Raw genomic sequence first — 11207 nt, 5'->3', positions numbered from 1 at the left:
TCAGGCGGCTTTCACACCGGCCCTCCGGGCGCTTCGTTCTTTCGTGTTTCCAGCTTATCAGACGTTTTCCGCTCCGTTTTCCGGAGTTTCATTCATCCGATTCCCCCGAACTGGCCGGGGTTCACTTTCCGCAACGCCCTCCACATTAGCGCATTCCGAGTGTCACTCGAAATTCATGCTCTGAGCAGTGACTCGCTGAGTGGGTGGCCGCTTCAGCGACTCGTTCAACACTAGGCCACCTGGAGGACATCGTCAAACATCAGGGGCGGGATCCGGCTGGATCCCGCCCCTGATGGGTAAAGCCGCAGGTCAACGGCCTTGTGTTTCGGCCATCACGGCCGATTCGATCACTTGGTCAGCTCGGCCGCGGCCAGGTTGCGCTTGCCGCGACGCAGGACCAGCCAGCGACCGTGCAGCAGGTCGGCCTCGGCCGGCACCGCCTCCTCGTCCGTCACCTTGGCGTTGTTGAGGTAGGCGCCGCCTTCCTTGATCGTCCGGCGGGCGGCCGAACGGCTCGGGGAGAGACCGACGGCGACCAGCAGGTCGACGACCGACTGGAGCTCGGTGACCGCGGCCTTCGGGACCTCGGCAAGCGCGGCGGCCAGGGTCGGGGCCTCCAGGTCGGCGAGCTCACCCTGGCCGAACAGCGCCTTGGAGGCGGCGACCGCGCGCTCGTACTGGTCGGCGCCGTGCACCAGGGTGGTCAGCTCCTCGGCAAGGGCGCGCTGGGCGAGGCGGGCGGCCGGACGCTCGGTGGTCTCGCGCTCCAGCTCCTCGACCTCCTCCTTCGAGCGGAAGCTGAAGATCCGCAGGAAGTTGGGGATGTCCCGGTCGTCCGCGTTCAGCCAGAACTGGTAGAAGGCGTACGGGGTGGTCAGCTCGGGGTCGAGCCAGACCGTACCGGACTCCGTCTTGCCGAACTTGGTGCCGTCGGCCTTGACGATCAGCGGCGTGGCCAGCGCGTGCACCGACTTGCCGTCGGCCTTGCGGATGAGGTCCGTGCCGGCGGTGAGGTTGCCCCACTGGTCGCTGCCGCCGGTCTGCAGGGTGCAGCCGTAGCGGCGGTTCAGCTCCAGGTAGTCCATGCCCTGGAGGATCTGGTAGCTGAACTCGGTGTAGCTGATGCCCGCGTCGGAGTTGAGCCGTCGGGCGACGGCCTCCTTGGCGATCATGTTGTTGACCCGGAAGTACTTGCCGACGTCGCGCAGCAGGCTGATCGCGGACATCCCGGAGGTCCAGTCCAGGTTGTTGACCATGCGCGCCGCGTACGGGCCCTCGAAGTCCAGGAACCGCGAGATCTGCCCGCGCAGGCGCTCCACCCAGCCGGCCACCGTCTCGGGGTCGTTGAGCACGCGCTCGGCGGTGGGCTTCGGGTCGCCGATCAGACCGGTGGCGCCGCCGACCAGGCCGAGCGGGAGGTTCCCCGCCTGCTGGATGCGGCGCATGGTGAGGATCTGGACCAGGTTGCCGAGGTGCAGGCTGGGAGCCGTCGGGTCGAAGCCGCAATAGAACGTGACCGGGCCGTCCGCGAACGCCTTGCGCAGTGCGTCCTCGTCGGTGGACAGGGCGATCAGCCCACGCCACCGCAGCTCGTCGACGATGTCCGTCACGGTCACGCTTCTCCTTCGGTCGGGCGTCCCCACCCGGTGCGGGCCCGGTCCGGTCGGGCCCCGGTGCGGGACGACTCCAGCGTTGTAGAGCCTACGCGGTCGGGGCCAGCGAGTTTTCGCCGCATTGGCGCGGACGCGCCGCACCGGCCCGCGTTCCGACGTGGGCATGTCCCTCCGGGACACCGGAAATTCCGTTGTTCGACGACCGGGAGCCCCTTCACAGTGGTCCCACCGCCGCGCGGCGGCAGTGACGTGTGTGAGGACGGTCGTGCCGCCGTGGCACGCCCGCGGAAGGGTGGCCGAGGTGCGCAGCACGCTGGTTCTGAACGCAAGCTACGAGCCGCTGACGACGGTGTCGCTCCAGCGTGCCGTGGTCCTGGTGCTCCAGGACAAGGCCGTGGTCGAGCAGGCGCACCCCCTGCGCACCGTGCGCGGAACCGGGGTGAGCGTACCGGTGCCGCGGGTGATCAGACTCCAGCGGTACGTACGGGTGCCGTTCCGACAACAGGCTCCGTGGTCGCGCCGCGGGGTGCTCGTCCGGGACCAGCACCTGTGCGCCTACTGCGGGCGGCGGGCCACCACGGTGGACCACGTTCAGCCGAGGTCGCGTGGTGGCGGGGACACCTGGCTGAACACGGTGGCCGCCTGTGCGGAGGACAACCAGCGCAAGGCGGACCGGACGCCGGAGCAGGCGGGGATGAAGCTGCTCCGCAAGCCGTTCGTCCCGACGCCGCAGGCGACGCTGATGATGGCGCTGGGGCTGCGGGTCTCGGAGCTCCGGGAGCTGGCCGACTGGCTGCCGGCCCAGGCCGTCGGTACGCCCGCGCCGTCCGCCGCCTGAGCCGGCGCACGGGTCCGCGGTCCGGGGGCGAAGGGGAATCAGGGGGAGCCGGGCCGGGGACCGACGGGGGGTCGGTCCCCGGCCCGGCGCGTGGTCATTCCTTTGCCTGGAAGGCCGTCGCGGTGCCGAAGTTGGTCGAGTGCTCGGGGACGGCGACGACCCGGCCGCCGCCGATCAGGACGCGGCCGGAGACCAGCAGCGAGCCGGTGCCGGGCGGGAAGCCGCCGCCGACCGTCTCCTGCCCGCCGTCCAGGGCGAAGCGGCTGAGGTGCGCCGGCTGGTCGAGGCGTTCGTCGACGGCGACCACCAGTGCGCCGCCGTCCACGCCGACGGCCCGGGCCGCGCCCTTCTCCCGGGCGGTGGTCCGCCAGCGCTGCTTGCCGGTGTCCAGGTCGTAGCCGACCACCGCGACCGGCCCGCCGGCGGCGTTCGCCGAGGCGGCGGGGGTGACCGTGGTGACCATCGTGCGGTCGTGGAAGAAGACGCCGGGGGTGGCCGAGAACGATCCGTGGGCGACGTCCAGCCGGCCGTCGGCGTCGGCGACCGGGATCTCGGCTGCCGGGTCGCCGGCCGGGCTCCAGGCGAACACCCGGTCGTCCTCGGGCTTGTCGCCGGTGGTGAGCAGGACGGACGGCTCGGCGGAGAGCACGGTCGCGGTCTTCGGCCGGTTGTCGAGGCCGCGCCACCAGGTGACCTTGCCGTCTGCGGTGTTCAGCGCGACGGCCTGGTCGACGGGGGTGGAGTCGGCGCAGGTGCTGGCGACCAGGACGGTCGTGCCGGAGACGCCGCCGGAGAGGGTGCAGAACTTGCCCTGCCCGGTGTACTGCCAGACGTCCGCGCCGTCGGTGGACTGCCAGGCGACGGCGCGGCTGTCGCCGATCGCGATCACCTTGTCGTCGGTGACGCCGACGCGCGCGCCGTAGGCGCCCTCGGCGTCGGTGAGCGGCTTGCTCCAGGCCGTCCGGCCGTCCTTGGTGTCGACGGCGGCGACCAGTGAGCAGGGGCTCTTCGGGTCGGCCTGGGGCCGGAACAGCACGGCGCCGAGTCCGGCCCGGTTGACGGTCGGCGACAGGCCGCACGGGACGGCGCCGGCGGCGGGCGGCTCCACCGCCCAGACGGGCTTGCCGTCCGTCGCGCCGTACGCGCGCACGCCGGAGGCGTCGGCGCGCACCACCGCGCCGTCGAGCAGCCAGCTGCCGACGAGGGTGTCGTCGCCGCCGGGCCGGCCGGCGTCGGCCGGGGCGGTCCAGGCCCGGGTGTGGGCGGCGGCGAAGCCCGGATCGCCGCCGGAGGCGTCGGCTGCGGAGTCGCCGCCGTCCTGGGCGCCCACCATCAGGCCCGCCGCGACCAGGACGCCGAGCGCGGCGAGGCCGGCGCCGCTGCGGATCAGCAGGGCGCGCCGGCCGGGGGTGTGCTCGGCCGCGACGACCGCGTCCGCGGCGGCGCGGGCACGCCCGGCGAGGCCGGGCCGGGCGGCGCGGGCGGCGCGCCGGGAGGGGGCCGGTGCGGTGGCCGCCGGGGCGGGTTCGGGGGCGGGGTCGGGCTCCGGTCCGGGTTCCGGCTCCAGGTGCACATAGCCGTCGTCGGTGTACTCGGCACCGGCGGGCAGGTACAGCTCCTCCCCCGCCTGTTGCTGCGGGACGACGACGTACGGCGCGTACTGCTGCTGGTGGTCGTACGGCTGCTGGTGCTGCCCGTCGTAGCCGTACCCGTCCGGGGCATGGGCGTCCGGGACGTAGGCGTCGGGCTGCTGCGGCGCCTGGCCGTAGGGGTTGTACGGGTCGTACGCGAGGTAGGGGGCGCCCTGGCCGTGTTCGCCCTGTTCTCCCGGCCAGGCCGGCTGCTGCGGGTACCAGGGCTGGGCGTGGCCGTCGCCGAGGGGTCCCTGCGTCATCCGTTCCGTCCCTCCCGGCCGCCTTCGCTGCGGCAGCCAGCATCTCACGGCGCCCGGAGCGGCCCGGAGGGGACGGTTCCGCGGGGCGTCAGCCGGCGGACTCGGCGGCCAGGGCCTCGTCGATCCGGGCGGCGAGGCCGAGGTCGAGGGCGGTGAGGCCGCCGGCGCTGTGGGTGGAGAGGGCGAAGCGCAGGGTGCGCCAGCGGATGTCGATGTCGGGGTGGTGGTCCATCGCCTCGGCGGCCTCGGCGACGGCGGCGACCACCCGGATTCCGGCGGGGAAGTCGGGGGCGTCGGCGGTGCGGACGATGGTGTCGCCCTCGCGCGTCCAGTGCGGCAGGCCGGCCAGCCCGGCGGTGATCTCGTCCTCGGTCAGCCGTTCGCGGCTCATCGGCCCACTCCTGTCGCCGGTCGCTGTCGGTCCACGCGGAGCGTGCACACGGATCGTGCGCGCCGAACGCGCACGGGTAGGACGATATAGAGGCCGGGCCGTCGGGGGCCCGCGACACCTCGGAACGGGTCCTCAGTCGGTGAGCAGCTTGACCACCGCGGCGAGGCCGACGACCACGATGACGGCGCGCAGCGCCTGCGGCGGCAGTCTGCGGCCGACCCTGGCGCCGATCATCCCGCCGACCAGCGAGCCGATCGCGATGAGGCCGGCGGCGGCCCAGTTCACCGTCGAGGTGAAGAGGAAGAACAGTGCGGCGACGCTGTTGACGATCATCGCGAGGGCGTTCTTGACCCCGTTGATCCGTTGCAGGTCCTCCTGGAGCAGCATGCCCATCAGGGCCAGCAGCAGCACGCCCTGGGCGGCGCCGAAGTAGCCGCCGTAGACGCCGGTGAGGAAGATGCCGGCGAGCAGCAGCACCCCGCCGTGCGGGTCGCCGTCGGGGCGGCGGCGGGCGGCGACGGCCCGGGCGACCCGGGGCTGCAGCACCACCAGGACGAGGGCGAGCAGGATCAGCACCGGGACGACGGCGTCGAAGGCGGCGCTGGGCAGCTCGATCAGCAGGTAGGCGCCGAGGACGCCGCCGAGCAGTGAGGCGGTGCCGAACCGGACGAGCCGGGCGCGCTGCCCGGCCAGCTCGCGGCGGTAGCCGATCACTCCGCTGAGCGAGCCGGGCACCAGGCCGAAGGAGTTGGAGACGTTGGCGGTGACCGGCGGGAGGCCGACGGCCAGCAGCACCGGGAAGGTGATGAGGGTGCCGGATCCGACGATCACATTGATCATTCCGGCGCCGACGCCTGCCACCAGGACGGCGATCGACTCCCAGACCGTCATGAGCCACCTCCCGTTGGGGTCCTGTCGCGGTGATCATGCCGGACGGACCGGCGGGGGTTCCAGGGGCGCCCGCCATTCGGGACGTACGACACAACCGGGGCCGGTACGCCCGAGGGCCCGGCCCCGTGCGGTACGGGGGCGGGCCCTCGGCGGGACGACGGTCCGGTCACTCCGGGTCGCTCTTGCGGTACTCGCGCAGCGGGTCGATCCGGGGCCGCGCGGACCCCTTGGTGTCGGTGTCCAGCGGGCGCGGGCCGGCGGCCGGGTCGATCGGGACCTGGGTGGAGGCCGGCGGGGCGGCGGGGGCGGCGCTGGGGGCGGCCACCGCGCTGCCGTTGGCACCGCCGCCGTTGCCGGTCAGGCCGGTGAACGCGCCGCCGAGGCCCTTGAGCGCGTCGCCGACCTCGCTGGGGATGATCCAGAGCTTGTTGGCGTCGCCCTTGGCCAGCTCGGGCAGGGTCTGCAGGTACTGGTAGGCGAGCAGCTTCTGGTCGGCGTCGCCCTGGTGGATCGCCTCGAAGACGGTCCGGATCGCGGCGGCCTCACCGTCGGCGCGCAGCACCGCGGCCTGGGCCTCACCCTCGGCCTTGAGGACCTCGGCCTGCTTCTCGCCCTCGGCGCGCAGGATCTGGGACTGCCGGTTGCCCTCGGCGGTGAGGATCGCGGCGCGCTTGTCCCGCTCGGCGCGCATCTGCTTCTCCATCGAGTCCTGGATGGAGGTCGGCGGCTCGATCGCCTTCAGCTCGACGCGGTTGACCCGGATGCCCCACTTGCCGGTGGCCTCGTCGAGCACCCCGCGCAGGCCGGCGTTGATGACCTCGCGGGAGGTGAGGGTGGATTCGAGGTCCATCGAGCCGATGATGTTGCGCAGCGTGGTGACGGTGAGCTGCTCGATCGCCTGGATGTAGCTGGCGACCTCGTAGGTGGCCGCCCGGGCGTCGGTGACCTGGTAGTAGATGACCGTGTCGATGTTGACGACCAGGTTGTCCTGGGTGATCACCGGCTGCGGCGGGAACGGCACGACCTGCTCGCGCAGGTCGATGCGGTTGCGGACGCGGTCGATGAACGGGACGACGATGTTCAGGCCGGCGTTGAGCGTCCGGGTGTAGCGGCCGAAGCGCTCCACGATCGCGGCGCTGGCCTGTGGGATGACCTGAATCGTCTTGATCAGCGCGATGAAGGCCACCACGACCAGGACGACCAGGACGATAAGGACGGGTTCCACGGACTCTCCCCTAGACGACCAGGGCGGTCGCGCCCTGGATTTCGACGACGTCGACCTGCTCCCCCGGCTGGTACACCTGCTCGGGGTGGAGCGCGCGGGCCGACCAGATCTCGCCGTTGAGCTTGATCCGGCCGCCCTCCGCGTCGACCCTTTCCGCGACGACCGCGGTGGCGCCCTTGAGCGCCTCGATGCCCATCTTGATCTGCGGGCCCTTCCGCAGTGCCCGGTAGGCGATCGGGCGGACGACGACCAGTTGCGCGACCGAGGCCGCGACGAAGGTCAGGACCTGCCAGACCGGGTCGGCGCCCAGTCCCGCGACGCCGGCCGCGACGAGCGCGCCGACCGCGAACATGGCGAGTTCCGGCATCGCCGTGATCACCAACGGTATGCCGAGGCCGACGGCGACCAGAAGCCACCAGATCCAGCTGTCCACGTGTCCATCCTAGGGAGGGAAGGGCCTTCGAGGCGGTCAGTTCCCGCAGGTGGAGGGGCGGAAACCGGTCGCACGTGCGACCGGTTCCGGTTCGACGCGGTTCGGCGGACCCGCGCGGGCGCCCCGGCGGGGTCCCGGCAGGGGTCCCGCCGGGTCCGCCCGGAGCCGATGCGGGGTCAGCCCAGCGGCAGGCCCTGGGCGGACCAGCGGTCGCCGTGGCGCTCCAGGGTGAGCGGCAGGCCGAAGCACTTGGAGAGGTTGCGGGCCGTCAGCTCGGTGTCGATCGGGCCGGCGGCCAGCACCTTTCCCTGACGGATCATCAGGACGTGGGTGAAGCCGGGGGCGATCTCCTCGACGTGGTGGGTGACCATCGCCATGGCCGGCGCGAACTCGTCCTGGGCCAGGGCGCCGAGGCGGCGCACGAGGTCCTCGCGGCCGCCGAGGTCCAGGCCGGCCGCCGGCTCGTCGAGCAGCAGCAGCTCGGGGTCGGTCATCAGCGCGCGGGCGATCAGGGTGCGCTTGCGCTCGCCCTCGGAGAGGGTGCCGAAGCGGCGGTCGGTCAGGCCGGCCATGCCGAGGCGGTCGAGCAGGGCGAGCGCGCGGGACTCGTCGGACTGCTCGTAGGTCTCCTGCCAGGTGACGGTCATGCCGTACGCGGCGGTGAGCACCGTCTGGAGCACGGTCTGCTCGGCGGGCAGCTTGTCGAACATCGCGGCGCCGGCCAGGCCGATCCGCGAGCGCAGCTCGAAGACGTCGACCTCGCCGAGCTTCTCGCCGAGGACGGTGACCTTGCCGGCGGTCGGGAAGAGGTACGAGGAGGCGATCTGCAGCAGGGTGGTCTTGCCGGCGCCGTTCGGGCCGAGGATGACCCAGCGCTCTCCCTCGGAGATGGACCACGAGACCTGGTCGACCAGCGCGCGCCCCTCCCGGACCACGGAAACGTCCACCAGCTCCAGCACGTCGCTCATGCCTACGCCTTCCCCAAAAAACAGATATCTCGGCCGTCGGTGCGGGCGGGCGGCCCACTCCGGCGGCCGGTGGGCACGGAGTGGGTGCGCCGCACACGCATGGGCAAACCTACGCCACGCGGATGGCCGCCGATTCCGTAGGCTGGCCGGATGCTCGCCACTCCTGCCGACAATCCGTACGAAGAGCCCCGTTCGGGGCGGCTGGCCGCCTGGGGCAACGCCCTGCTGGTCGGCCTGGTGCCGCCCGACAACGCCGCCGCGGCGGTGCTGGGGGCCGACGAGAGCCACCGGGTGACCGGTCTTCCCGGGGACGGTCCCGACGAGCGGCACGGGCTCACCTGGGCGCTGGGCCGGCTGCGGGTGCTGGGCGTGAAGGGCCTGCGGCTGGCGCTTCCGTCGGCCGGGCACCCGCTGGGGCTGAGCGGGCCGGCGCCGTTCAACGAGCGGGCGATGGCGGCCGGCGAGGCGGTGCTGGCGGTCGGGGCGCCGCTGGGGCTGGTGCCCGAGGTGGAGGTGTTCGGCCCGGCCGGGGACCGGTCGGCGATCGTGCTGTGGCGCTGCTCCGAGGTGAACGACGCGCCGCCGGCCGATGTGCCGTCGCTGCACGAGGCCGAGTTCGAGCTCGCGGACGGGCTGCGCCGGGCGACCGCGCTGCTGACGCAGCTGGACGTGGCCGGGGCCGGGCCCGAGGCGCTGCGGGCGCTGGAGGCGTACCGGCGGCGCGGCCACGACGAGCTGCTCGCGCCGGGCTACCCGCCGCGGGCGGTGCGGGTGCTGGAGTCGGCGCGGCAGGTGGCGGCGCTGCTGTCGATCGCCTCGGGCGGCCACGGCGCGGCGGTGAGCGCCTCGGAGATCGCGGCCCGGCAGGCGGTGCTGGCGCCGCTGTGGCGCACGGCCCGCCGGGCCCAGGTGGCGGCGTACAACGCGCTGGTGGACGAGAAGGGGTAGGCGCTAGCGCGTCTCACCGTGGCGGACGGCCCAGAGGGCGGCCTGGGTGCGGTCGGCGAGGTCCAGTTTCATGAGGATGTTGGAGACGTGCGTCTTCACCGTCTTCTCGGACAGGTGGAGGCTGCGGGCGATCTCCCGGTTGGACCGGCCGTCGGAGATGTGGCCGAGCACCTCGCGCTCGCGCTCGGTGAGGGTGCCGCCGCGGCCCTGCGGGGGGCGCGGGCCGTCGTCGGCGAGCAGCGCCTCGGCGAGTTCGGGCTGGAGCAGCACATGGCCGGCGTGGACCGAGCGGATCGCACCGGCCAGCGCCTCCGGGTCGACGTCCTTGTAGACGTACCCGGCGGCGCCGGCCCGCAGCGCGGGGACCATGGTGCGGTGCTCGGTGAAGCTGGTGACGATCAGGATCCGGGCCCGGCTGCCCTCCTCCTTGAGCGTGCGCAGCGCCTCGATGCCGTCGACGCCGGGCATCTTGAGGTCCATCAGCACCACGTCGGGGTCGAGGGCGCGGGCCCGGTCGACGCCCTCGGCGCCGTCGGCGGCCTCGCCGACCACCTCGATGTCGTCCTGCACCTCCAGGAAGGTGCGCAGGCCGCGGCGGACCACCTGGTGGTCGTCGACCAGCAGGACGCGGATCGCGGGCGCGGTGTCAGGCACCGGGGACCTCCATCTCGACGACCGTGCCCTTTCCGGGGGCGGAGTCCAGGGTGAGCCTGCCGCCGACGGCGGCGGCGCGGTCGCGCATCGAGGCCAGGCCGAGGTGGCGGCCGGCCCGGCGGACCGATTCGGGGTCGAAGCCCCGGCCGTTGTCGCTGATCCGCAGCACGGCTCCGCGGGCGGGCGTGCCGGCCAGGGTGACGGTGACCCGGCGGGCGCCGGAGTGGCGCAGCGCGTTGTGCAGGGCTTCCTGGGCGACCCTCAGCATGGCGGCCTCCTGGGCCTGCGGCAGGGCCCGGACCCGGTCGGCGGCGTAGGCGATGTCGGCGGTGTGGGCGCGGTCGAGGACCTGCACCTGGGAGGCGAGGGTGGCGCTCAGGCCGTCCTCCTCCAGGGCGGCGGGGCGCAGTTCGACGACGACGGCGCGCAGTTCGTCGGCGGCCTCGGCGGCGAGGCGGGCGACCTCGGCGAGTTCCTCGCGGGCGCGGGCCGGGTCGCGGTCGACGAGCTTGGCGGCGGCCTTGGCGGTGAGGCGCAGCGAGAAGAGCTTCTGCGACACGGCGTCGTGCAGGTCGTGGGCGATCCGGGCGCGTTCGCCGGCCAGGGTGAGTTCGCGGCTGCGCTCGTAGAGGCGGGCGTTGGAGAGGGCGAGCGCCGCGTGGGCGGCGAGTATCCGCAGGAGTTCCTCGTCGTGGTCGGTGAATCCGCCGCCGCCGTGCTTGTTGGCGAGGTAGATGACGCCGAGCGCGGCGGGCTCGTCCTCGGCGTGGTCGGGGTCGACGATCGGCATGCCGAGGAAGGCGCCGAGTTCGGGGTGGGCGTCGGGCCAGCCGCCGAAGGCGGGGGCGTCGCGGACGTCGTCGAGCCGGACCGGGCCGCTCTCGTGGAACATCTCGGCGAGCACGCCGTGCTGGCGGGGCAGCGGGCCGATGGCCTTCCACTGCTCGTCGGTGACGCCGTCGACGACGAACTGGGCGAAGCCGCCGTGGTCGTCGGGGACGCCGAGGGCGGCGTACTCGGCGCCGAGCAGGCGGCGGGCGGAGGCGGTGATCCGGCGCAGGACCTCGCGGACCTCCAGGTGGCGGCTCATCGCGAGCAGGGCCTGGCTGACGGCCTCGATGCCGGCGAGGCAGGGTTCGCAGGCGGGCAGGGCGCCGTCGGGCGGCGGGCCGACCGGGATCCGGTCGACGGGCGGCGATCCGGCGTGCCGGTGGTCGCGTGGCACGGTGGGCATGACGCCAACCTACCGCCGCGCGCGCGGGCGGCGCGTCCGTCCCGGGCCCGGCGGGGCCCGGGCCCGGGGTCCTAGGCCCTCCCGGGGAGCGCCGCGGGGGCGGCCCTCCCCGGTGGGG

At 73.6% G+C, this 11207-nt stretch carries 11 protein-coding genes; 2 read left to right on the top strand and 9 right to left on the bottom strand.

Annotation, left to right across the window (positions count from 1 at the left end):
* Positions 1-347 precede the first annotated feature (347 nt).
* Positions 348-1610, bottom strand: a complete 1263-nt coding sequence (tyrS, locus tag ACFU74_RS32355; protein WP_380763297.1) for a tyrosine--tRNA ligase — start codon at positions 1608-1610, stop codon at positions 348-350.
* 304 nt (positions 1611-1914) lie between these two features.
* Between tyrS and ACFU74_RS32350 the strand changes: the two genes are divergently transcribed.
* Complete coding sequence (locus ACFU74_RS32350; protein ID WP_380763294.1) at positions 1915-2451, top strand: HNH endonuclease; 537 nt, start codon at positions 1915-1917, stop codon at positions 2449-2451.
* Positions 2452-2545: 94 nt separating this feature from the next.
* Here the strand turns inward: ACFU74_RS32350 and ACFU74_RS32345 are convergent, their stop codons facing one another.
* The 6 genes from ACFU74_RS32345 to ACFU74_RS32320 form a co-directional block, all read right to left on the bottom strand.
* The gene (locus ACFU74_RS32345; RefSeq protein ID WP_380763292.1) at positions 2546-4345 is read right to left on the bottom strand and encodes a PQQ-binding-like beta-propeller repeat protein; all 1800 of its coding nucleotides are present in this window, start codon (positions 4343-4345) and stop codon (positions 2546-2548) included.
* A gap of 88 nt (positions 4346-4433) precedes the next feature.
* Positions 4434-4736, bottom strand: coding sequence for a 4a-hydroxytetrahydrobiopterin dehydratase (locus tag ACFU74_RS32340; protein ID WP_380763290.1), 303 nt, complete (start codon positions 4734-4736; stop codon positions 4434-4436).
* A gap of 132 nt (positions 4737-4868) precedes the next feature.
* The gene (locus ACFU74_RS32335; protein WP_380763288.1) at positions 4869-5627 is read right to left on the bottom strand and encodes a sulfite exporter TauE/SafE family protein; all 759 of its coding nucleotides are present in this window, start codon (positions 5625-5627) and stop codon (positions 4869-4871) included.
* Positions 5628-5793: 166 nt separating this feature from the next.
* Positions 5794-6852 (bottom strand): SPFH domain-containing protein, encoded by a 1059-nt coding sequence (locus ACFU74_RS32330; protein WP_380763286.1) that lies wholly within the window; start codon positions 6850-6852, stop codon positions 5794-5796.
* Positions 6853-6862: 10 nt separating this feature from the next.
* On the bottom strand, positions 6863-7285 hold the full coding sequence (locus ACFU74_RS32325) for an NfeD family protein (RefSeq protein WP_350569545.1): 423 nt from the start codon (positions 7283-7285) through the stop codon (positions 6863-6865).
* Between the two features lie 176 nt (positions 7286-7461).
* On the bottom strand, positions 7462-8253 hold the full coding sequence (locus ACFU74_RS32320; RefSeq protein WP_344333919.1) for an ABC transporter ATP-binding protein: 792 nt from the start codon (positions 8251-8253) through the stop codon (positions 7462-7464).
* Between the two features lie 150 nt (positions 8254-8403).
* Between ACFU74_RS32320 and ACFU74_RS32315 the strand changes: the two genes are divergently transcribed.
* The gene (locus ACFU74_RS32315; RefSeq protein ID WP_380763284.1) at positions 8404-9201 is read left to right on the top strand and encodes a hypothetical protein; all 798 of its coding nucleotides are present in this window, start codon (positions 8404-8406) and stop codon (positions 9199-9201) included.
* 3 nt (positions 9202-9204) lie between these two features.
* Here ACFU74_RS32315 and ACFU74_RS32310 read toward each other — a convergent pair whose 3' ends face one another.
* Together ACFU74_RS32310 and ACFU74_RS32305 are read right to left on the bottom strand one after the other, a co-directional pair.
* A complete protein-coding gene (locus ACFU74_RS32310) occupies positions 9205-9855 on the bottom strand; it encodes a response regulator (protein WP_380763282.1) in 651 nt (216 codons plus the stop codon).
* A complete protein-coding gene (locus tag ACFU74_RS32305) occupies positions 9848-10945 on the bottom strand; it encodes a GAF domain-containing sensor histidine kinase (protein ID WP_380763295.1) in 1098 nt (365 codons plus the stop codon). The genes ACFU74_RS32310 and ACFU74_RS32305 overlap by 8 nt, the downstream gene beginning before the upstream one ends.
* Positions 10946-11207: the final 262 nt, after the last annotated feature.

The sequence above is a fragment of the Kitasatospora sp. NPDC057500 genome (assembly GCF_042802195.1).
In the GTDB taxonomy this organism is placed as follows: Bacteria; Actinomycetota; Actinomycetes; order Streptomycetales; family Streptomycetaceae; genus Kitasatospora.
Note: the sequence above shows the minus strand (reverse complement) of the source record. Positions and strands in the feature narration are given on the sequence as shown.

Bases quoted from the DNA above. Each gene is read 5' to 3' on its own strand.
- ACFU74_RS32345 (WP_380763292.1), bottom strand. From the start codon at position 4,345: ATGACGCAGGGACCCCTCGGCGACGGCCACGCCCAGCCCTGGTACCCG.
- ACFU74_RS32340 (WP_380763290.1), bottom strand. From the start codon at position 4,736: ATGAGCCGCGAACGGCTGACCGAGGACGAGATCACCGCCGGGCTGGCC.
- ACFU74_RS32335 (WP_380763288.1), bottom strand. From the start codon at position 5,627: ATGACGGTCTGGGAGTCGATCGCCGTCCTGGTGGCAGGCGTCGGCGCC.
- ACFU74_RS32320 (WP_344333919.1), bottom strand. From the start codon at position 8,253: ATGAGCGACGTGCTGGAGCTGGTGGACGTTTCCGTGGTCCGGGAGGGG.
- ACFU74_RS32315 (WP_380763284.1), top strand. From the start codon at position 8,404: ATGCTCGCCACTCCTGCCGACAATCCGTACGAAGAGCCCCGTTCGGGG.
- ACFU74_RS32305 (WP_380763295.1), bottom strand. From the start codon at position 10,945: ATGAGCCGCCACCTGGAGGTCCGCGAGGTCCTGCGCCGGATCACCGCC.